Origin of the sequence: uncultured Amaricoccus sp. (assembly GCF_937891315.1) — a bacterium.
In the GTDB taxonomy this organism is placed as follows: Bacteria; Pseudomonadota; Alphaproteobacteria; order Rhodobacterales; family Rhodobacteraceae; genus Amaricoccus.
The window spans coordinates 1-21,652 of sequence record NZ_CALAGI010000062.1 but is presented as its reverse complement, the minus strand read 5'-3'; the positions used below and the strand labels follow the sequence as shown (position 1 = coordinate 21,652).

Below are 21,652 nucleotides of genomic sequence, written 5' to 3'. Positions count from 1 at the left end.
CCCCGGCCGCGCCGGAGCCGCCGCCGCCGCCGGCCGCCGCCGCGCCCGAGCCCGCCGCACCCGCTCCCGGCGCGCCCGAACCCGCCACGCCCGCTCCCGCCACGCCGGCTCCGGCGACGCCTGAGCCGGTCGCGCCCGCCGCGCCGTCGAACAACTGACGGCTGAACGAAGAGCGGCTGCCCTCTCGGGGGCAGCCGCGACATGTCCGGAACCGCGCGACACATGCGGGGCGCGGCCCGGCAAAACCCGAACGCCTCGGCTTTCAGGCGGAGCCAGCTCTGGCATCGACGCCTTCGGCCATGAACCGCGCCGGCCAGCGCCAGGCCGTGGTCTTCGACGTGCTTCCGCGCCGTGTTCCGCCGGATCGGCTTCCGGTCTAGTTTCGTCGCCCCGGGATCTGGCCCCTGGCGCGGATGAGTTCGACATAGCGCCGGGCGCCGAGGCCGAGAGGGCGGTCGGCGCGCCAGACGAGATCAACCCAGAGTCGCAACTCGTTGCTGATATTGTCGAAGGCGATCGCCACGAGATCGCCGCTCGCGATCAGTGGCCGGGCGAGGCCGCGCGGCAGGAAGGCCCAGCCCAGGCCGGCGCGCACCAGGCTCAATGTCGCGAGATGGCTGTCCGTGCGCCAGACGTCGCGGGACAGGATGAGCCGGGGATCGGAGCCGCCGACCCGGCTCGCCACCGCGATCTGCCGGGCATAGATCAGATCCTCCATCCGCGGCGGCGCTGCGCCAGCGACCAGCGGGTGGGTCGGCGCGATCACGGCGATCAGCAGCTCCTGCCCGAATTCCTGAAAGGCCTCGCGATCGTCGAGCTCCGCCCGCTCGAAGACCAGCGCCAGATCGACCTCGCCCAGCGCCAACAGACGCATGAGATCGGCTTGCGCGCCAGAGCGCAGCTCGACCTCCAGCGAGGGGAATTCCGCCGCCAGCGTGGCGAGCGGCGTACTCCAGTTGGCGGAGAGCAGTTCCGGCGCGACGGCGAGCGTCAACCGCTGTTCCAGCCCCGCGTGCAAGGCGAGCGCGGTCGTCTCGAGCGCGCGCAGCCGCGCGGCCAGCCGCCGCGCGTCGGTCTCGAGCGCCCGCGCCGCCCCGGTGGGCTTCGGCTCTCGCCCCGACCGGTCAAACAGCCGCAGGTCGAGTTCGGCTTCGAGATGCGCGATCGTCATGCTGACCGCGGAAGGCACCCGCCGCAGCGCCCGCGCCGCCGCGGAGAACGAGCCGTGATCGAGCACGGCGAGAAACACCGCCACGTTGTCGCTGGTAAAGGTCATCCGCCGATCTTTCAGAATTTCTGACAGATCCTGACTTTATACATCAGTGGATTTGAGCGATCAAACAGGCGAAACGGCCGGGCTCGGCCGCGATGGTTGATTGGGACTGACTTCGATGCAGGGGCTGAAACGCAGAATCGTCTATTTGACGGCCTATGAGGCGATCGCCATCGCGCTCAGCGCCACGGCGATGGCCTTGGTCTACGGCGTCGCGCCGACGGACGCCGGCCTCTTGTCGATCATCGCCTCGGCGATCGCCATGAGCTGGAACTTCCTCTACAATACCGGCTTCGAATGGTGGGAAAGCCGCCAGACGCGGCGGGGCCGCGGGATCGGCCGCCGCGTCCTGCACGCGGTCGGGTTCGAATTCGGCTTGGTGATGGTCCTGGTGCCGCTGCTCGCCCTGTGGCTCGGGATCTCTCTGATCGAGGCCTTTGTGCTGGACCTCGGGCTGATCATGTTCTTCCTGGTCTACACCTTCGTGTTCAACCTGGTGTTCGACCGCCTGTTCGGCCTCCCGACCTCCGCCGCCTGACTCCGGCGGTCAGGTCTTGGCGGCGGTCAGCGCCGGCGTGATCCGGCCGAAGCGGCGCTGGCGCTGGTGATAGCCGGCGATCGCCTCGGAAAATTCCGCGACAGTGAAGTCCGGCCAGGCCGTGCGACGAAAGTCATACTCGGCGTAGGTGCTCTGCCACAGCAGGAAATTGGAGACGCGGCATTCGCCGGAGGTGCGGATGATGAAATCCGGGTCCGGCAGATCGCCGGTATCGAGCGCCTGCGACAACACCTGCTCGCAGATGGCACCGGCGGCGAGATCGCCGCGGGCGACCTGATCGGATATCGTCCGGACCGCCCGGGTCAGCTCGTCCCGGCCGCCGTAGTCGATCGCAATCGACAGGCTGAGGCCCTGACAGCCTTCTGTCTTTTCCTCGAGCAGCCGCATGAGCTTGCGCAGATGCGCCGGCACCCGATGCCGCATGCCGAGGAACCGGACCTTCACGTCATGCGCGCGCAGATCGTCCATGCGCCCGAGGATGTAGGTTCGGAAGATGCGCATCAGCCCGTCCACCTCGGCGAGCGGGCGTTGCCAGTTTTCGGTGGAGAAGGCGTAGAGCGTCAGGTGGGTCACACCGAGGTCGGGACAAGCCGCGACCAGTTCGCTGACGCGCCGCGCACCGCGGGCATGTCCGGCGATCCGGTTCAGACCGCGCGCCTCGGCCCAGCGACCGTTGCCATCCATGATGACCCCGACGTGGAAAGTCCCGCCTTGGAAAGTCCCGTCCTGCGCATGCTGCATCTGCGAAACACCTACCCGAACGCGTGACTATGCGCATATCGTCGCAGTGGCGACAAGGCACGAGACCACGTGTGTGAAACGCCCCCGCTCGCGGAAAGTTGCACTCGCGAAAAGTTGTAGAAAGGGGCGCGGCGCGCGGGGCTCAGAGCAGTCGGGCAAGGCCGAGCGGCAGATTTGGCGCATTGAGCGACATGACCCGATAGATCTGGCCGTAGATATAGGCGGTGCAGAAGAAGAAGATCGCACTGAGCACGGCGTTGTCATAGCTGAATGCCACGAGAACCGTGGTCATGACCGGCAGCAGCCAGGTGACGAGGCTGGTCGCCGGATTGCGCAGGTGCGCGGGACCGCGACGCACGATCCGCCGGGCATAGCGGCGGTGAGCCAGCATGTGAAAATGCACGCGATCGGGTTGGCCGACGCTGTGGCCGGTGCGCCGGGACTTGCGCCGCATCGAGGCCAGCGTCTCGATCACCGGATAGGCACAGATCAGGATCGCCGCCCAGGCCGAGACTTCCGGGTTGCGCGCCGGCAGCAGCACGCCGAGCGAGGCGAGCAGGAAGCCGCAGAAATAGGCGCCGCCGTCCCCGAGAAAGATCTTGCCCATCGGAAAGTTCACCACGAAGAACCCGAGCACAAGCGCGGCGTAGAGCAGCGCCAGCTGGAAGACCAGCGCGTCGCCGACCTGGAGCCCCACCCATGCGAAAGCGCCGAACATGATGAGCAACGCGCCGGCCGCGAGGCCGTTGAACCCGTCGATGATATTGATCGCATTGGCGACGCCGCCCATCGAGAAGCCGGTGAAGAGCAACGCGATGAAATAGAAGGAGAGCAGCCAGTCGACGCCGGGAAGATCGACCTTGTCCATGACATAGCCGGTCAGCAGCGCGAAGATCACGCCGGCGACCATGGTGGCGAACAGCCGCCCCTTCACCCCGACCGCGCGGGTCAGGTCCTCACCCAGTCCTGCGACGAGGGCGGGCAGACCAGCGAGCCCGATCGAGACCCAGATCACCCGCACGTCCTGCGGCAGCAGGAAGGAGACGAGGCCATAGGTCATGCCGATCGCCAGCCCGCCGATGCGCGGAACCTTGTGGCGATGGAACTTCTGCGGGCCGGTCAGGTGGTCGTGCGTATAGCGACCATGCCAGCGCTGGGTCAGCACCAGCGCGAGGCACAAGACGAGGCTCAATACGAAGGCCGCCAGCGCGGTTTCGTCAATGATATGCCAACTCGTCTGCGCGAAAGAACTGCTCATGGGCGCGGGGCTTGTCCCCATCCTCTTGTTGTCTCTCGTTCAATAGCTCAGTTTCGGCCGCGAGGCGATAGGTCTCGCGCGGCTTCTCGTTCACGTTTCACGCGGCCGCGCCCTGTCTCTCCCCGATTTCGCGGTCAGCCCATCGAGACGGGGCCGGATCAGCGCCATCGGATGCGCCCGCAGCGTCAGGCGCAGGGCGGAATAGTCGGCGACCACCTCCTCGCCGAGGCGGAGCGCCGGCAGGGCCACGGCCTCCTCGCGCGCCTCGCCGGTTTCATCCTCGAGGCCGGCGAAGAGCGGAAGCGGCGCGGCGCCGAGGGCGCGGACTTGCCACAGCGCCTCGCGGCGGGTGAGGCCGAGGCCGGCGAAGGCGTCGGCTTCGGCCAGCGTGGCCAGCAGGCGTGGGACCGCGCCGGCGCGGCGCCAGACCGCGGCCACGTCCGGATAGCCGTTGCCGCGCGCCTCGGTCAGCATCCCTGCCTGGGTCTCGGAGACGCCCTTGATCTGGCGAAGGCCGAGCCGGAGCGCGAGCCCGCCCCGGCCATCGGGTTCGAGCGTATTGTCCCAGCCGCTGGCATTGACGCAGACCGGACGGACGATGACCCCGTGCTCGCGCGCGTCGCGCACCAACTGGGCCGGAGCGTAGAAACCCATCGGCTGCGCGTTCAGCAGCGCGCAGGTGAAGGCCGCCGGATGGTGGCGCTTGATCCAGGCCGAGGCATAGACGAGCAGGGCGAAGCTGGCGGCGTGGCTCTCGGGAAAGCCGTATTCGCCGAAGCCTTCGATCTGGCGAAAGCAGCGTTCGGCGAAATCCGCCTGATAGCCGTTCTTGGCCATGCCGGAGAGGAAGCGCTCGCGAAAGGTGCCGATGGTGCCCATCCGGCGGAAGGTGGCGAGCGAGCGGCGGAGCTGATCCGCCTCGTTCGGGTCGAAACCGGCGCCGACGATGGCGATCCGCATCGCCTGTTCCTGAAAGAGCGGTACGCCGAGTGTGCGTTTCAGCACCTCGCCCAGCGCGTCGGACGGATAGTCGGGTTCTTCCTGATCCCGCCGGCGGCGGAGGTAGGGGTGGACCATGCCGCCCTGGATCGGACCGGGGCGCACGATCGCCACCTCGATCACGAGGTCGTAGAACTCGCGGGGCCGCATCCGGGGCAGGAACGAGAGTTGCGCCCGGCTCTCGACCTGGAACACGCCGATCGCGTCGGCCTCGCAGAGCATGTCATAGACCGCCGGATCCTCCTTCGGCAGGCTCGCCAGCGTGTGGCGCGGGCCGCCATGATCGGCGATCAGCCTGAGCGCCTTGCGGATGCAGGTGAGCATGCCGAGCCCCAGCACATCGACCTTGAGGATGCCGAGCGCGTCGATGTCGGTCTTGTCCCAGCAGATGACGGTGCGCTCGGCCATCGCCGCGTTCTCGATCGGCACGAGCTCGTCGAGCCGCCCCTCGGCGATGACGAAGCCGCCGACATGCTGGCTGAGATGGCGCGGGAAGCCGACGAGCTCGTCGACGATTCCCATCGTCTGCGCCAGGCGCCGGTCGGTCGGGTCGAGCCCGAGTTCGCGCAGCCGCGCCTCGGAGAGGCCGCCACCGCCCCAGCCCCAGATCTGGCTCGAGAGCGCCGCCACCGTGTCGCGGCCGAGGCCCATGGCGGCGCCCACCTCGCGGATCGCGCGCTTGCCGCGATAATGGATGACCGTGGCGCACAGGCCGGCGGATTCGCGACCGTAGCGCTGGTAGATATGCTGGATCACCTCCTCGCGGCGCTCGTGCTCGAAATCGACGTCGATGTCGGGCGGCTCGTCGCGGACGTCGGAAACGAAGCGCTCGAAGACCATGGCGCTGCCGAGTTCCGGGCTGACCTCGGTGATACCGAGCGCGTAGCAGACCATCGAATTGGCGGCGGAGCCCCGGCCCTGACAGAGGATGCCGACGCCGCGGGCGAAAGTGACCGCCTCGTGCACCGTCAGGAAATAGGGCGCGTAGCCCTTGCGGGCGATGAGGGCGAGTTCCTTCGCGACCTGCGCGGTCACCCGCTCGGACGCGCCGGCGGGGTAACGCTCGGCGAGGCCTTCCTCGGTCAGCCGGGCGAGGCGGATGCCGGGCTCTTCGCCGCCCCAGATTTCGCGAGGATATTCATAGCGGAGTTCGCCCAGCGAGAAGCGGCAGGCTTCGGCGATCTCGCCCGAGCGATGCACCGCCGCCTCGAAGCCGGCGAAGAGGCCGAGCATCTCGGATTCGGACCTGAGCCGGCGCTCGGCATTGGCCTGCGCGGCGCAACCGAGTTCGTCGATGCGCCGGCCGGTCCGCACGCAGGTCAGCACATCCACCAGCCGCCGCCGGCCGCCATGGTGCATGATCGGCTCGGCCGAGGCGACGAGACCGATGCCGAGCCCCGCGGCCAGCCGGTCGAGGCGCGCGAAACGCTCCCGGTCCTGGCCGTCGTAGCGCGGCGCGGCGACCAGCGTCGCCTCCGGCTGGCCCCGGACGAACCGCCGGGCGAGATCGCACCAATCGGCGCCCCGGCCCGGATGGAGGAGGAGCGCGAAATCCGAACCGAGGCCTTCCTCCAGATCGGCGAGACGAAGCAGGCATTCGCCCTTCTTCGCGGCGCGCTTGCCGCGCGTCAGGACGCGGCAGAGGCGGCCCCAGGCGACGCGATCGCGGGGCAGCGCGGTGATCTCCAACCCCTCGACGAGGCAGAGCCGCGCGGCGGGCAGGAGCCGCGCCGCGCGGCCGCCGGCGCGTTCGAGCTCGCGCCCCGCGACATGGGCCCGGGCGAGGCCGGCGACCGAACAGCGATCGGCGATGGCGAAGGCGGGCAGACCGAATTCCGTCGCCCGGACGGCGTATTCCCCCGGGTGGCTGCCGCCGGTGAGGAAGGTGAAGTTCGAGGTGGCGCAGAGCTCGGCGAAGGCCATGGAACGGGTTCCGTGCGGCGACGTTTATCGTGCGGGACGCGCGGCGTTTAACATGCGGGACGCGCGGCGTTTAACATGCGGGACGCGGCGGCGCTGACTGTCGCGGACGAATCATGCTAGGCTGCCCGTCCGACAACGACAAAAGGAGGAAACCATGTCCTCGATCCAGACCACGACCCAGATCGACGACTATGCCCAGCGGCTCTATTCGGCCCATGGCGACAAGGCGGAATACGAAGCGGCGCAGAAGGCGAAGGACAGCGAAGCCAAGGGCGACGCCGCCGCGGCGGCGCAGTGGCGCAAGGTGCGCGCGGCCATTCGGCTGATGCGCGGACCAAACGTGAGTTGATCCGCGCGGAAGAGACCGGGCCCTTGCACGGACTTCCGCTGGGCCGGATCTCGCGCTTGTGAGACAGGAACGACTCGGCCATGCGCCGGGCCGTTCCTTTTCGTGCCGCCGCCCGGATTCGGGGCCCGGAGCGTCGACCCCGGTTCATGTAAAAGCCGCTCACGCGAACAGCCCTTGGGCAAACCAGCCGGCGGGCATTTCCCCGCCCTTGGCCTCGAACAGCCAGAGCCGGGTGCCGTCGGTGGTTTCGACCCGCCAATAGTCCCGCGCGCCGGAGCGCCAGGCCGGATCGTCGAGCCACCATTCCGGGGCGATGCGTTCCGGCCCGTAGGCGACGCCGCGGCGAAGCGCCCGCCGGCGCCAGACGAAGCTCTCGGGCGGCGCGCCGGCGTCGCCGGGGCGGATCGGTTCGGGCGGAAAGATCAGCAGCGGACGCGGCGCCGCGGGCGGCGGCCAGGCCCGCGCCGGCTCGGAAAAGGCGGCGGGCATCACGACCGCGCTCTTTTCCGGGATATGGCTCTCGGCGGGTCTGATCCGGGTCAGGGCCCCGAGCCCGAGGCGGCCGCCAAGCCGTCCGATGAGATCGACCATCGCCTCGGCTTCCTCCTCGGGCGCGGCGCTGGCGGCGAGCGGCGCGCGGCGCTGGCACGGGGCCAACGGCTCCACCGCCACCGCCTCGAGCCGCAACGCCTCGATCCCGAAGCCCGCGTCTATGGTCTCGAGGCCCGGCGCCAGCAGATGCCGAATCGGTTCCGGGCGCTGGGTGGCGCGGGCGAGCGTGATCTCGCGCCGCTCGGCCCGGCGATCGACCCGGATCAGCGTCAGGCGGATCCGCCGCGCGCCCCGTCCCGCCGCGAGAAGCCGCGCGCAGAGCGGCGCCAGCAGCCGGTCGATGCCGGCCATCACGTCGGAGGCAAGCGCGATCGGCTCGGGCAGGGTGAGGCGCAGCGCGAAGACATGCGGCGGACGCGCCGGCGACACCGGCTCCGGCGCCCGGCCGAACGCCTGATCGAGCCGGCGCAGCACGTCCGGCCCAACGCGGCGGCCGAGTTGGGCCCGGGGTAGCGCGGCCATGTCCTCGATCCGGCGCAGGCCGAGGTCATTCAGCATTCCCACCTCCGGCGGGGAGAGCCGCAAGGCGGCCACCGGCAGCGGGCCGAGATGGGCGCGCGCCTGTCCCGGCGGCACGATCCGGAGGGCGCCGCCGCCCATCCCTGGCGCGAGGGGTGGCGCGCCGCCGCGCTCCCATCCGCGCTTCCGGGCCCGGGAGCGGGTGGCACGGGCCTCCTGATCGATGGCATCGCCCGTATAGACGGGCGTCACGCCCGCGCCGGCGTAGCGGGCGACCGCCCAGGCGGCGCCGACCGTGTCGGCCAGCCCGAGGCGGAGGCTGAGGCCGAGATCCGCCGCCTCGGTCGCGACCACCGCCGCCAGCCCTTCCTCGCCGCCGAAGAGATGGGCGCAGCCGGTGATGTCGAGCACCAGCGCGTCCGCGCCCTCCACCGCCACCCAAGGGCTGAAGCGCCCCGCCCAGCGTCGCAGCGTGCCGAGAAAGTCCGCCTCCCTGACCGGATCGTCCGGACGGGTGACGAGACCCGGGCAGATCGCCCCGGCATCGCCCAGCGCCATGCCGAGGCGGAGTCCCCGCCGCTCCGCCGCCCGGGTGAGACTGGCGAGCACGAGCGATCCCCGCCGATCGGCCACGGTCCCCAGCGGCTGGTCCGCCAGCTCCGGCGCCCGGCGCAGGATCCGCTCCGCCGCGAGGCGGGGAAACCACAGGGAAAGGATACGGCGCGGCGGCATGGCGATTCGGATGTTCCCGTTATGTTCACATCCTAGTCGTGGCTCGACAGGAGTCGAGTCGTGGTCCACCGGGTGAATTCGGGTTTGTCCTGAGGAGCGAACCTTGCACGACGGACAAACGCCCTCCGGGCGGGACGGTTCCCGCGGGGAGGGCGTCGGACCGGGACGGGTGGGCGAGTCGCCCACCCTGCGAGAACGGAAGGATCAGCCGCAGAAGACGCGGGCGACCTTGTCGCCGGCGCCGATCTCGACATTCATCCGCTCGGCGCGGTAGTCCATGGTCACCGGCATGCCCGGAAAGATGACGCGGGTGCCGGCGGGCAGCGCACCGGGATCGAGCGCCCCGGCGCCGGTTCCCACCAGATTCTGGTGCGCGGGGGCGCCGCAGGCCCCGTCACCATCGACGACCTTGGTCTCGACCGCCTTCGCGTCACCCTCCACCGTCTCGCCCGCCGACTTCAGCTTGTCGCAGGCGCCGAGGGCCAGCACGACGGCCAGCGCGAGGCCGGCGAAATGGATCGGACGGGACATCTGGGCTCTCCTCTGCCTGTTTGCCCGCAAGCAATCACGCCCCCGCGCCGGAGGCAAGGGCGGTCCATGCGCCGAGTCGCGGGCATGCGCCGAACCACTCGCACAGAGAGAAGATCTGTTTACTGAGACAACCCGTGGTAATACAGTCGTGCCCCGGGGCAGCGCAAGGTTCTTGCGCGCGGTCCGACTGGTACACACGAACCATACGTGCTTTGGTTGCAGGAACACAGCTTTGGCAGCCAGGTTCCTCGCGCTTGGGTCGCGGGCTTCACGGAGGAAGGCGGTTGTTGCGAGTAACGCCCAGAGGATCCGCGGAGGGCGGCGGGCCCCTCAGTCTCTCCCGTCGGCTGGTCGCCTTTCACGTGGGCGGCGTCGCGCTGCTGCTGCTCGTCGTGTTGGCGAGCGTGCTCTGGGTATCGTCCGAACACAACAAGCTCGCACGGGTCTCCTCGGAGAACCTCGTCTCGGCCGGCCTCACGTCGCTGCGCACGCGCGCGCTGACGCTGGTGCGGGATTATTCGATCTGGGACGAGGGCTTCGACGCCGTGGTCGAGAACGACCGCGTCTGGCTCTACGAGAACATCGGGGTCAGCGTCACGGATATCCGCACCTTCGATCTCGTCACCATCGATATGCCGGGGCATGGACCCGCCTACGGCTGGACTGAAAACTCACCGCCCGAGGGCGAAACGGGCCTGCTGCCCCCGGACATGCTCCAAGCCCTGCTGGCGCTCCCGGATGACGGCGATGTCGCCACGACCGAGACGCGAACGCGCTTCGGGATGCTGAACGGCGAGCCGTGGTATTTCGCGGTTTCCTATGTGCGCCCGGTCGAGAAGTTCCCCTCCGGCGCCTCGGCCAAGTCGCTGCCGCGCCAGATCCACGGCCAGCGGCTGAGTGACGATCTGGAGCAGCTGCGTGAGAACACGCTCGCGGACAAGTTGCACCTCACGGACGCCCCGGCGGCGGGCGAGGCAAGCGTCGCGCTGGTCGATCTGAACAACCAGACGATCGGATATCTCGCCTGGGCGCCGCCTCGGCCGGGAGCCAGCATTCTGCGTCGCGTCGCTCTGCCCCTCGGCTTCGCGCTGACGATCGTGACACTGATCAGCGCCATCAGTTCGCGTTACGCCGTGCGCTCGGCGCGGCGGCTCGAACAGGCGCTGGTGGACGCGACCGTCGCGGACCGCAGCAAGACCGAGTTCCTGTCGAATGTCAGCCACGAGCTGCGCACGCCGATGAACGGCATCCTCGGGGTCGCGCAGCTTCTCCAGACCACCGATCTCGACAACGAGCAGCGCGAGCTGCTCGGCATCCTGTTCAGCTCGGCCAATACGCAGATGTCGCTGATCTCGGACCTGCTCGATCTCAGCCGGATCGAGATCGGCAGCCGCCATCTCATCGTCGAGCCGTTCCAGCCGGCCGCGGTGCTGAAGGATCTGGTCGACATGATGCGACTCGCGGCGACGAAGCGGCGGATCGGCTTCGAGGCGGACTGGCGCGCGCTCGACGGGTTGACGGTGCTCGGCGACGAGCGCGCCTTCCGGCAGATCGTCACCAACCTGCTCGGCAACGCGGTGAAATTCACCGACCGCGGCGGCGTCGATCTGCGCGCGACGACGTCACGCGCCGACACCCGCGCGGAAATCACCGTTCGCGTCGAGGATACCGGTCCCGGTATTCCAAAGGCCATGTTCGACAAGATCTTCGATCGCTTCTATCAGGTCGACGGCTCCTCGACGCGATCGAAGGAAGGGACCGGGCTCGGCCTGGCGATCAGCCGGGAGCTCGCAGGGATGATGGGCGGCCGCATCACGGTCGAGAGCGAGGTCGGCGTCGGCTCGGTCTTCTCGCTGGTGGTGGAACTCGACGTCGGAGCGATACCGCAGAGGACGCGGGATGCTGCCTGATTCGCGTCAATCGGACGACAGGGCCGGCGTCTCGCCGACGAGCAACCGCGCCACCATCCTGATCGTCGAGGACAATCAGGTGAATTCCATGATCCTGCGGGCGATGCTGCGCAAGCACGGCTGGGAGCCGCTGGTCGCCGCCGACGGGATCGAGGGCGTCGAGATGACCATGCGGCACCGGCCGGGACTGATCCTGATGGACCTGCAGATGCCGCGGCTCGACGGGTTCGCCGCGGCCGGCGAAATCCGTCGACGGTGCGCCGGGACGATCCCGGCGATCGTCGCCGTCACCGCGAATGTCGAGCCGGCGGTTCGGGCCGCCTGCGTGAGCGCCGGCTTCTCGGACGTGCTGGCGAAGCCGGTCGCCATGGAGGAACTGGTCTCGACCGTCCGGCGCCACCTCGCCCCGTGACGGCGCGAGCTTCGCTACATTTCCTCCCCGCTCCCCGTTCCCCTCTCGGATCACCGGCGGTCGCGTCGCCCTATCCGCCGCGCGACGGCCGAATCGTCGCGCCGGCGGGTCTGGGTGATCTGGCTTAACTAATCACACTTTTTCAACCCAAGGACGAGCCATTCCACGGGAGTCGCCTTACGCCGCCACCATCGGCCGCTCCAGCCCGAGAAGAAAATCATAGTGCGAAGGGCAGTATCGCAAGTACAGCGGGCGCATCCAGTGGTCTGGCCCGAGGCCGCCTTCCAAACAGAAGGTGTAATCCTCGCGAAGCTCCTCGCCTGGATGAATGTCTCTCAGGGCGATGAGATGGTCATCGCGGAGCCGATTGGGCCAGTAGTTGAGCCCCACATTCGCTTTTTCACCGCCGCCGTGATTCAGGAACTGCATTCCATCAGTATAGTACAGAAACTTTCCCGATGGCTCATGCAGGTAGCCGGCATGAAGGGCGTACGTGATCTCGTGCGCCGGAAGTTTTGGCAACGTTTTCGAGTCGCAAACCTGCATCGAACTGTCGTACTGCCAAATCCGGGTTCCCGCCTTAATTGTACGGCGAGCAAATACTCCCATGCCATGTACAGAGCTCGTCTTGAATTCAACGTCTACTTTCCAACCCAATCTTGACTTCCTTCATGCCAACACCACACACCGAAGCTAGCGTAGAGTCTCTCCATGTGCCTTATCTACACTGTTGATACTCGGTTAACTCCACATTGGAACTCTGAGAGACCATGTGAAGTACAAAGATATTATTTTGCTTAACGATCAGTTAACACGTTTTGCGAAAAAAGCAACCAAAATACACGCATCACGTGCATGAGGGAGACGCATTCGAGTGGAATACGACCAGAATGCCGCTGATTCGTGCAAATTCTCGGGGCATCTGCTCTGAATGACGTCGATTGCAGGCAAAAAGTAGGAACAATCATACAAAAAAATCGGACCCACTCGCAGGACGCCGAAATGCCGCCCAATTTCGCGACTGGTCAGGTCGCCCGGACACCCGGGCGCGGAGCATCTGGCCGCTTCGAACAACGCCAGCCGCGAGTATGCCCCGCCCTGAATGACGATGGCCCGCCGGGAGTCCCGGCGGGCCATCGCTCTTGCGTCTTTTGTCGCTTCATTCGGATCGCAGCGGCCGGCGCCTCCGGCTCGGCCAGAAGGACCCCTGTCCGTCGATCGCCCTGGATGAAGGCAACCAGGTCACCTCACGGCGTGGAGGAGTGATTCCGCCGCCAAGCCCGGCCAGTTCGGCCGGCCGCGGCGCTGTCGCTCGCAGGGAGCGCGGCTCGCCCCCAACCAACCGGGTTGGAGGCGAACGCGTGAACGCGGGACCCGCTCGGTCCCTCCTGATCGTCCTGGCCGCCTTATCGGCCGGCCGAAACGATCAGCTCTTGTTCATCCGGTTGTCGATCAGGTCATCGACCACCGTCGGATCGGCCAGCGTCGAGGTATCACCGAGCGCGCCATAGTCGTTCTCGGCGATCTTGCGGAGGATGCGGCGCATGATCTTGCCGGAGCGGGTCTTGGGCAGACCCGTCGCCCACTGGATGAGGTCCGGCGAGGCGATCGGACCGATCTCCTTGCGCACCCACTGAACGAGTTCCTTGCGCAACTCCTCGGTATATTCCTCGCCGACGTTCAGGGTGACATAGGCATAGATGCCCTGGCCCTTGATCGAATGCGGATAACCGACGACGGCGGCCTCGGCCACCTTGGCATGCGCGACGAGCGCGCTCTCGACCTCGGCGGTGCCCATCCGATGGCCGGACACGTTGATCACGTCATCGACGCGGCCGGTGATCCAGTAGTAGCCATCCTTGTCGCGGCGGCATCCGTCGCCGGAGAAGTAGTAGCCCTTGTACTGGCTGAAGTAGGTATCGACGAACCGCTGATGGTCGCCGAAGATGGTCCGCATCTGACCGGGCCAGCTGTCGCCGATGCAGAGCACGCCCTCGCATTCGACCTCGGTGATCTCGGCCCCGCTCGCGGGCTCGAGCACCACCGGCTGAACGCCGAAGAAGGGTTTGGTCGCCGAGCCAGGCTTGGTCGGGATCGCGCCCGGCAGCGGCGTGATCAGGATGCCGCCGGTCTCGGTCTGCCACCAGGTATCGACGATCGGGCATTTGCCCTTGCCGACGACTTCGTTGTACCAGTTCCAGGCCTCGGGATTGATCGGCTCGCCCACCGAGCCGAGCACGCGCAGCGAGGAAAGGTCATACTGATCGACGAACTTGCGACCCTGGCCCATCAGGGCGCGAATCGCCGTCGGCGCGGTGTAGAATATATTGACCTTGTGCTTCTCGCAGACCTTCCAGAAGCGGCCGGCGTCTGGATAGGTCGGCACACCCTCGAACATCACGGTCGTCGCGCCGTTCGCAAGCGGACCGTAGAGGATGTAGCTGTGACCGGTGACCCAGCCAACGTCGGCCGTGCACCAGTAGACGTCCCCGTCGTGATAGTCGAAGACATACTCGTGGGTGATCGAGGCATAGGTGAGATAGCCGCCCGAGCTGTGGACGACGCCCTTAGGCTGGCCGGTCGAACCCGAGGTATAGAGGATGAAGAGTGGATCCTCGGCCGCCATCGGCTCGGGCGGACAGTCGTTGGCGACGGCTTCCATCGCCTCGTCCAGCCAGATGTCGGTCGCGGGATCCCAGGCGACGGCCCCGCCGGTGCGGCGCACGACGAGTTGCTTCACGTCGGCGAGACCGGCCAGCGCCTTGTCGGCATTGGCCTTGAGCGGCGTGTTGCGGCCGCCGCGCGGCGCCTCGTCGGCGGTGACGACGATCCGGGCCCCCGAATCCTCGACCCGGCTACGCAGGGCCTCGGCCGAGAAGCCGGCGAAGACCACGGAATGGATGGCGCCGATCCGGGCGCAGGCCAGCATCGCATAGGCCGCTTGCGGGATCATCGGCAGATAGAGCACGACGCGGTCGCCCTTCCCGACGCCGAGATTCTTCAGCACATTGGCGAATTTCGACACCTGGCGATGCAGCTCGGCATAGGTGATATGTTCGGCGAGATTCGGATCGTCGCTTTCCCAGATGATCGCGGTCTGATCCCCGCGCGTGGCGAGATGGCGGTCGATGCAATTGGCCGCGACGTTCAGCTTGCCGTCCTCGAACCATTTGATCGAGACGTTGTGATAGTCGAACGAGCTGTTCTTGACCTTGGAGTAGGGTTCGATCCAGTCAAGGCGCAGCCCTTGCGCGCCCCAGAAACCGTCGGGATCGCTGTACGAGGCCTTGTACATCTCCTCGTACTGCGCGGCATTGACCCGAGCTCGGGCCACGGCCTCCTGCGGCGGATAGTGCATCTGATCAGACATTGGCGTCTCCCACTCCACGTTCGTTTTCTGGGCCCGAACCGGCGCGGGGTGAGCGAGCTGTCGGGCGAGCGGAGCGATCCTACTATCCTCCGCGCGCTTTGCCCATGCCAGATCGTCCCCCTGACACCACGCCGTCGCAACTTTCTTTCGCATAGGGCCCCCCGGGGCGATCCGGGCAAGCGCTACGATGGTCCGGACGATCGGAGGCCGGGAATCAGAAGGCGACCTCGGCGGCCAGGCCCGCCGCCTTCGCGAGCGCGACGACGCGGGCGGCGACGGCGAGGTCCTGGAGGCCGACGCCGGTGCCGTCGAAGAGGGTGATCTGGTCCGGCGAGGCGCGGCCGGGGTGGGTGCCGTTGATGACGGCGCCGAGGGGGGTGATGTCGGCGGCGCGGATCAGGCCGGCGGCGACGGCGTGCTGGGCCTCGCCGATGGTGACGGACTGGGCGATCTCGTCGGTGAAGACGGTGGCGCGGGCGAGGAGGGTGGAATCGACCTCCTGCTTGCCTTTCGTGTCGGTACCCATGCAGGCGAGGTGGGTGCCGGGCCTGACCTGCGCGGCGGCGAGAATCGGGGCGAAGGACGAGGCGATGGTGACGATGACGTCGGCCTCGGCGCCGAGGCGGTCGAGGGAGACCGCCTCGAAGGGGAGGCCGGCTTCGGCCGCGACCTCGGCGAGGCGCGAGAGCCGGTCGGGGTCGCGGTTCCAGCCGACGACGCGCTCGAACGGGCGCTGGCGGAGGGCGGCGCGGAGCTGGAACGCCGCCTGGTGGCCGGCGCCGACCATGCCGAGGACGCGCGCATCGGGCCGCGCGAGATGCTTGATCGAGACCGCGGAGGCGGCGGCGGTGCGGGCGGCGGTCAGGTAGTTGCCCCCGACCATCGCCGTCGGGCGACCGGTCTCGGGGTCGAAAAGGAAGACTGTCGACTGGTGGTTGGTGAGCTGTCGGCGGGCGAGGTTGTGGGGCCAGTAGCCGCCGGCCTTGAGGCCGAGGGTGGCGCCGGCGCGGTCGTAACCGCCCTTGAAGCCGTAGAGGGCTTCCTCAGCGCCGCCGAGGGCCTCGCGGACGACGGGGAAGTTCGTCGCGTCGCCGCGGGTCATCGCGGCGAAGACCGCCTCGACCGGGGCGAAGGCATCGTCGAGGGAGAGGAGCGACGGGCAGGCGGCTTCGGGGACGACGATCATGGCGCGAGGCTCCTCGGGGCGTGCGGCGGGCCTTCTGCGCACGCGTGCGCGGAAGGTTAGTTCGTTGATTTCTCTAGGTTTATCTTTCGGCGTTAACCGTGCGGCAACCACATTCGGCAGGCGGGGGACGCGGCCGTTGCCGCGAAGGAGAGCGCGCAGGTGCGCGCATTGTTTCTTTGCTGGTTTTTCCGCCTGTTGGCGGAAAAACGACTGCTCTCCAGGTTTCAAGGCCGTATGAAAGCCTGGGGGTTGCGCCCGGCGGGCGGGCCGGGCGCGCGGGGGTAGGGTGGGTGATTTACCCACCCCTTCGTCAATAGGCCTTGCCGCGGGCCGAGACGGGCCAGAGGGTCTCGACCTTGCCGCCTCGCACGCCGACATACCAGTCGTGGACGTTGCAGGTCGGGTCGCAGTGGCCGGGGACGAGGCGGAGCTTCTCGTTGATCTTCAGGACGCCGTCCGGGTCGTCGACAACGCCGTGCTCGTCGGAGCATTTGACGTATTTGACGTCCGCGCGGCCGAAGACGAAGGGAAGCCCTGAGTCCACCGACTGCGCCTTGAGGCCGGCGTCTACCACGGCGAGGTTGGACTTCGCGTGGGACATGACGCTGGTCAGGATGAAGAGCGCGTTCTCCCATTCCCCCTGATCGATGCGCTTGCCATCCTTGTCATGGATGCGGCCGTAGTCGGCGTCCATGAAGGCGTAACTGCCGCACTGGAGCTCGTTGTAGACGCCCGAGCCGCTCTCGAAATAGTAGCTGCCGGTGCCACCGCCGGAGACGAGTTCGGGCTTGAGCCCGATGGCGGTCAGGGCGTCCACGGCGTCCTTCACCTGCGCGATGGCGGCGTCGAGCTTTTCCTTGCGCGCCTCATAGCTGTCGAGATGCTGCATGGCGCCCTGATAGGCCTGGATGCCGGTGAATTTCAGGCCCGGGGCGGCGTCGATGGCCCTGGCGATCTCGACGACGGCCTCGGTGGTCTTCACGCCGCAGCGGCCGGCGCCGCAGTCGATCTCGACGAAACATTCGAGACTGGTGCCGTGCTTCTGGGCGGCGGCCGAGAGGTCAGCGACGTTCGCGACGTCATCGACGCAGACGAGGATGCGGGCGCCATATTTCGGCAGGCGGGCGAGGCGGTCGATCTTGGCGGGGTCGCGGACCTGATTCGAGACGAGAATGTCCTTGATGCCGCCGCGGGCGAAGACTTCCGCCTCGGAGACCTTCTGGCAGCAGACGCCGACGGCGCCGCCGAGCGATTCCTGCAGCTTCTGCACATCGACGGACTTGTGCATCTTGCCGTGGCTGCGGTGGCGCATCCCGTGCGCCCTGGCATAGTCGCCCATCTTCTTCACGTTGCGCTCCAGCGCGTCGAGGTCGAGGATCAGGCAGGGGGTCTGGATCTCGCTCTCGTCCATGCCGATGGCGGCCGGGATGTCGTAGCCGACCTCGAGGCCTTCGATGCTGTCGTGCTTGGTCATGGCGTTCCCCTCAATTGTTCCAGGGCAGCTTGTCGAGATCGACATTGCCGCCGGTGATGACGACGCCGACGCGCTGGCCGGCGAAGATGTCTCGGTTCTTCAGGATGGTGGCGAGCGGCACGGCGCTGGACGGCTCCATCACGATCTTCATCCGCTTCCAGATCAGCTTCATCGCCTCGATGATCTCCTCGTCGGAGGCGAGGAGGACGTCCGTCACGTAGCGGCTGACGAAATGCCACGTGCGCTCCTTGAGCGGCACGAGGAGGCCGTCGGCCACGGTCTTCGGCGCGTCGTAGGCGATGATCCGGCCCTGCTTGAGCGACTGGTAGGCGTCGTCGGCCTGCTCCGGCTCGGCGGCGTAGATCTTCGTCCGCGGCGCGATGTTGGAGAGGGTGAGGCAGGTGCCGGAAATCATGCCGCCGCCGCCGATGGGGGCGACGATGGCGTCGAGGGGGCCGAGTTCCTCGACGATCTCCTTGGCGCAGGTCCCCTGCCCGGCGATGACGCGCTCGTCATTGTAGGGGTGGACGAAATCGGCGCCCGTCTCGGCCTGCACTTTCGCGAAAGTCTCCTCGCGGGAGGAGGTCGAGGGCTCGCACTCGGTGATGATGCCGCCGTAGCCGCGGACGGCGTCCTTCTTCGCCTGCGGTGCGGTGCGGGGCATGACGACGTGGCAGGGGATGCCGCGGCGGCCGGCGGCGTAGGAGAGCGAGAGGGCGTGGTTGCCGGAGGAATGGGTGGCGACGCCCTTCTTCGCCTTCTCCTCCGATAGGCCGAAGACCGCGTTGGAGGCGCCGCGCACCTTGAAGGCGCCGGCCTTCTGCAGGTTCTCGCACTTGAAGAACATCTCGCAGCCGGCGAGTTCGTTGATGAAGCGCGAGGTCAGGATCGGGGTCTTGTGGATCCAGGGCCGGATGCGCTCGTGCGCGGCCAGCACGTCGTCGTAGGTAGGAATATAGAGATCCTCGGCGGCGGCGACATTCATGGTCAGGCGGCCTTCTGCATCGCGGGGACGGTGCCCCGATAGTAGTCCTGAGCGGCGGCGACGCCAGAGCCGAGGCGGATGGAGAGGCCGAGGTCGGCCATCGCCATTTCGGCGCAGGCGATGCCGGAGAGGGCCATGACGTCGGTCAAGGAGCCGAGGTGGCCGATGCGGAAGAGCTTGCCGGCGACGTCGCCAAGGCCGACGCCGAAGGCGACGCCGTACTTGTCCGCGGCGTGGACGACGAGCTTCGTGCCATCGAAGCCCTCCGGCATCATGACGGCGCTGACCGTCTCGGAGTAGAGGTCCGGCGATTTGGCGCAGAGCGAGAAGCCCCATGCGGCGACGGCGCGGCGGACGCCCTCGGCGAGGCGGTGGTGGCGGGCGAAGACGTTCTCGAGGCCCTCCTCCTCGATCATCTTCAGCGACTCGCCGAGGCCGAAGAGAAGCTGGACGGGGGGCGTGTAGGGGAAGCCGCCCTTGGGGTTGAGGGTGAGCATGTCGCGGAAGTCGAGGAAGCAGCGCGGGAGCTTGGCGGTTTCCATCGCCGCCAGCGCCTTCGGGCTGACGCCGACGATGGCGAGGCCGGCGGGGAGCATGAAGCCCTTCTGGCTGCCGGTGACGGCGACGTCGATGCCCCACTCGTCCATGCGGAAGTCCATCGAGCCGATGGAGGAGACGCCATCGACGAGGAGGAGGGCGGGGTGCTTCGCGGCGTCCATCGCGCGGCGGACGGCGGCGACGTCGGAGCGGACGCCGGTCGCGGTCTCGTTGTGGGTGACGAGGACGGCCTTGATCGCGTGGCCCTTGTCGGCTTCGAGCGCGGCCTGGAACTCGGCGGCGGGGGCGCCGGCGCCCCACGGCGCGGTGAGCTGGTGGACGTCGAGGCCGTGGCGCTGGCACATGTCGATCCACTTGTGGGAGAACATGCCGTGCCGGCAGGCGAGGACCTTGTCGCCGGGCGACAGGGTGTTGGAGATGGCGGCTTCCCAGCCGGCGGTGCCGGTGGCGGGGAAGAGGATGACCTCGCCCTTTTCCGTCTTCAGGACCTTCTTCACCCCGGGGAAGAGCGGCGCGAAGATCGCGGCGAAGCTCGCCGAACGATGGTCGATCGTCGGCTGGTTGCAGGCGTGACGCAGCCGCTCGGGGATGTTGGTCGGGCCGGGGATGAAGACCGGGTTCTGGCTGGACATGGGCGTTTCCTCCGCTTGTGGCGAAGGTCTAGCAGGAGGGTGGCGAATCGCCAATTTTTTTGAAATGTTTTTTCATGTCTGGCGTTAATTATTCAACTTAATGGAATCGCACGCTGTTTCGTTTTTCAGGGGGGCGGGGTTGAAACTTGCGCTGATCGGACCGATCGCGGTGGGAAAGTCGACGGTGGCGATGGCATCGTCTGCAGCTGCGGCGCGGCGGCGGAGCAGGACCTGCGGGCGGGTGTTGGTGGTGATCGGGAGGGCGGGGTGAGCGAGGCGGCGGAAAAGCGGACGCGGGGACGGCCGAAGGCGTTCAATGCGAAGCCGGAGCAGACGACGGTGCAGGCGCTCGACCGGGCGATCGGCATCCTCGAGGTACTGGCCGAGGGCGAGGGGATGAGCCTGACCGAGCTCGCCGAGGCGTCGGGGCAGGCGCCGGCGACGGTCTACCGGGTGCTCTCGACGCTCGAGGCGCGGGGGATGGTCGAGGTGCAGCCGGCGACGCAGCTGTGGTTCGTCGGGCAGGCGGCGTTCCGCATCGGGAGCGCGTTCCTCGGGCGGACGAGCCTGGTGGAACAGGCGCGGGTGGTGATGCGGGCGCTGATGGCGGAGACGGGCGAGACGGCGAACCTCGCGATCGCGGACGGGGGGCAGGTGGTGTTCCTGAGCCAGGTGGAGACGCACGAGCCGATCCGGGCGTTCTTCCGGCCGGGCACGCGGGGGCCGATCCATGCGAGCGGAATCGGGAAGGCCTTGCTCGCCTACCTGCCGGCGGCGGCGGTGGCGCGGATCGTCCGCGAGCAGGGCCTGGCCGCGTTCACGGCGCGGACGATCACCGACACGACACGGCTGGCGGCGGAGATGGCGGAGATCCGGGCGCGGGGCTGGGCGGTCGACGACGAGGAGCGAACCGAGGGGATGCGGTGCATCGCGGCCCCGATCTTCAACGAGTTCCGCGAGGCGGTGGCGGGGGTGTCGATCTCCGGGCCGGTGGTGCGGATGGATCGGGAGCGGGGCCGGGGCTTCGGGACGCGGGTGCGGGCGGCGGCCGACCGGATCACCGAGGCGATCGGGGGACGGGCGGGGTAGGGGCCGGGAAGGCGTGCGCGGGTCAGATCGAGGTCCACCTCTCAAGTCCTCGCCTCACGCCGGCGCGGGCCGCCTCGTTGCGACGGAGCATCAATGACGTGGCTTCCGCCGATGCCTTGTCGGGGTGACCGCTGTCGAACGGCGGCGCGGGATCGTACTCTATCCCGAGTTGGATGGCGCGAGCGACCTCCGGTCCGGCGAGTTCCGCGACGACGAAGAATGCGAAATCGATCCCCGAGGTGACGCCGCCGGCAGTGATGACGTTGCCGTCGCGCACGACCCGCGCCTTCTGGTGACTGGCGCCGACCAAGGGCAGGAGATCGACGTAGGCCCAGTGCGTGGTGGCGCGACGTCCGTTCAGCAGCCCCGCTGCCCCGAGGAGGAAAGCTCCCATGCAAACGGAGGTGACATAGGTCGCGCGGCAGCCCTGCCGGCGGATGAAGCCGATCGTTTCGCCGTCGGCGAGGGTCTCCACGACGCCGGCACCCCCCGGGACGCAGATCAGATCCAGCGGTGGGCAGGTCTCGAACGTGCAGGTCGGCAAGACCGCGAGGCCGCGGTCGCTCACCACCGGATCCAGTGCCTTGGAGACGACGTGAG

The 21,652-nt window shown here is 68.0% G+C and carries 18 protein-coding genes; 5 read left to right on the top strand and 13 right to left on the bottom strand.

The window, feature by feature from the left end:
• Nucleotides 1–376 precede the first annotated feature (376 nt).
• Nucleotides 377–1,276, bottom strand: a complete 900-nt coding sequence (locus tag Q0480_RS05595) for a LysR family transcriptional regulator (RefSeq protein ID WP_299131395.1) — start codon at nt 1,274–1,276, stop codon at nt 377–379.
• Nucleotides 1,277–1,376: 100 nt separating this feature from the next.
• Between Q0480_RS05595 and Q0480_RS05590 the strand changes: the two genes are divergently transcribed.
• Nucleotides 1,377–1,811: a PACE efflux transporter gene (locus tag Q0480_RS05590; RefSeq protein ID WP_299131393.1), complete on the top strand. Its 435-nt coding sequence runs from the start codon at nt 1,377–1,379 to the stop codon at nt 1,809–1,811.
• Nucleotides 1,812–1,820: 9 nt separating this feature from the next.
• On the opposite strand, the gene uppS is transcribed toward Q0480_RS05590, so the two are convergent.
• From uppS to Q0480_RS05575, 3 genes are all read right to left on the bottom strand, one after another.
• Nucleotides 1,821–2,573, bottom strand: coding sequence for a polyprenyl diphosphate synthase (uppS, locus tag Q0480_RS05585; protein WP_299131391.1), 753 nt, complete (start codon nt 2,571–2,573; stop codon nt 1,821–1,823).
• A 142-nt stretch (nt 2,574–2,715) separates the two neighbouring features.
• Nucleotides 2,716–3,831: a glycosyltransferase gene (locus Q0480_RS05580; protein ID WP_299131390.1), complete on the bottom strand. Its 1,116-nt coding sequence runs from the start codon at nt 3,829–3,831 to the stop codon at nt 2,716–2,718.
• Nucleotides 3,832–3,921: 90 nt separating this feature from the next.
• Entirely contained in the window at nt 3,922–6,753 is a 2,832-nt protein-coding gene (locus Q0480_RS05575; protein ID WP_299131389.1) for an error-prone DNA polymerase, read from the bottom strand.
• Between the two features lie 154 nt (nt 6,754–6,907).
• On the opposite strand from Q0480_RS05575, the gene Q0480_RS05570 reads away from it, so the two are divergent.
• Nucleotides 6,908–7,102 (top strand): hypothetical protein, encoded by a 195-nt coding sequence (locus Q0480_RS05570; RefSeq protein WP_299131388.1) that lies wholly within the window; start codon nt 6,908–6,910, stop codon nt 7,100–7,102.
• A 159-nt stretch (nt 7,103–7,261) separates the two neighbouring features.
• Here the strand turns inward: Q0480_RS05570 and Q0480_RS05565 are convergent, their stop codons facing one another.
• Together Q0480_RS05565 and Q0480_RS05560 are read right to left on the bottom strand one after the other, a co-directional pair.
• Nucleotides 7,262–8,905, bottom strand: a complete 1,644-nt coding sequence (locus Q0480_RS05565) for a DNA polymerase Y family protein (RefSeq protein WP_299131387.1) — start codon at nt 8,903–8,905, stop codon at nt 7,262–7,264.
• Between the two features lie 204 nt (nt 8,906–9,109).
• On the bottom strand, nt 9,110–9,436 hold the full coding sequence (locus tag Q0480_RS05560; protein WP_299131386.1) for an I78 family peptidase inhibitor: 327 nt from the start codon (nt 9,434–9,436) through the stop codon (nt 9,110–9,112).
• Between the two features lie 284 nt (nt 9,437–9,720).
• On the opposite strand from Q0480_RS05560, the gene Q0480_RS05555 reads away from it, so the two are divergent.
• Nucleotides 9,721–11,346: an ATP-binding protein gene (locus tag Q0480_RS05555; RefSeq protein WP_299131385.1), complete on the top strand. Its 1,626-nt coding sequence runs from the start codon at nt 9,721–9,723 to the stop codon at nt 11,344–11,346.
• Nucleotides 11,336–11,758, top strand: coding sequence for a response regulator (locus tag Q0480_RS05550; RefSeq protein WP_299131383.1), 423 nt, complete (start codon nt 11,336–11,338; stop codon nt 11,756–11,758). The genes Q0480_RS05555 and Q0480_RS05550 overlap by 11 nt, the downstream gene beginning before the upstream one ends.
• Before the next feature lie 177 nt (nt 11,759–11,935).
• On the opposite strand, the gene Q0480_RS05545 is transcribed toward Q0480_RS05550, so the two are convergent.
• The 6 genes from Q0480_RS05545 to bhcA all read right to left on the bottom strand — a co-directional run bounded on the left by Q0480_RS05545 (nt 11,936) and on the right by bhcA (nt 19,963).
• Nucleotides 11,936–12,415, bottom strand: coding sequence for an SET domain-containing protein (locus Q0480_RS05545; protein WP_299131381.1), 480 nt, complete (start codon nt 12,413–12,415; stop codon nt 11,936–11,938).
• Between the two features lie 769 nt (nt 12,416–13,184).
• Entirely contained in the window at nt 13,185–15,128 is a 1,944-nt protein-coding gene (gene acs, locus Q0480_RS05540; protein ID WP_299131380.1) for an acetate--CoA ligase, read from the bottom strand.
• 214 nt (nt 15,129–15,342) lie between these two features.
• Entirely contained in the window at nt 15,343–16,314 is a 972-nt protein-coding gene (gene bhcD, locus Q0480_RS05535; RefSeq protein WP_299131379.1) for an iminosuccinate reductase BhcD, read from the bottom strand.
• A 310-nt stretch (nt 16,315–16,624) separates the two neighbouring features.
• Nucleotides 16,625–17,788, bottom strand: coding sequence for a 3-hydroxy-D-aspartate aldolase BhcC (gene bhcC, locus Q0480_RS05530; protein ID WP_299131378.1), 1,164 nt, complete (start codon nt 17,786–17,788; stop codon nt 16,625–16,627).
• A 10-nt stretch (nt 17,789–17,798) separates the two neighbouring features.
• Nucleotides 17,799–18,773 carry a beta-hydroxyaspartate dehydratase BhcB gene (gene bhcB, locus Q0480_RS05525; protein WP_299131377.1) on the bottom strand — a complete coding sequence of 325 codons (975 nt, stop codon included), beginning with the start codon at nt 18,771–18,773 and terminating at the stop codon, nt 17,799–17,801.
• 2 nt (nt 18,774–18,775) lie between these two features.
• Nucleotides 18,776–19,963: an L-aspartate--glyoxylate aminotransferase BhcA gene (gene bhcA, locus Q0480_RS05520; RefSeq protein WP_299131376.1), complete on the bottom strand. Its 1,188-nt coding sequence runs from the start codon at nt 19,961–19,963 to the stop codon at nt 18,776–18,778.
• 267 nt (nt 19,964–20,230) lie between these two features.
• On the opposite strand from bhcA, the gene bhcR reads away from it, so the two are divergent.
• Nucleotides 20,231–21,052 (top strand): HTH-type transcriptional regulator BhcR, encoded by an 822-nt coding sequence (gene bhcR / locus Q0480_RS05515; protein ID WP_299131374.1) that lies wholly within the window; start codon nt 20,231–20,233, stop codon nt 21,050–21,052.
• A gap of 22 nt (nt 21,053–21,074) precedes the next feature.
• Here the strand turns inward: bhcR and Q0480_RS05510 are convergent.
• Nucleotides 21,075–21,652 (bottom strand): DJ-1/PfpI family protein (locus Q0480_RS05510; protein WP_299131373.1); only part of this gene is annotated, 578 nt, incomplete at its 5' end.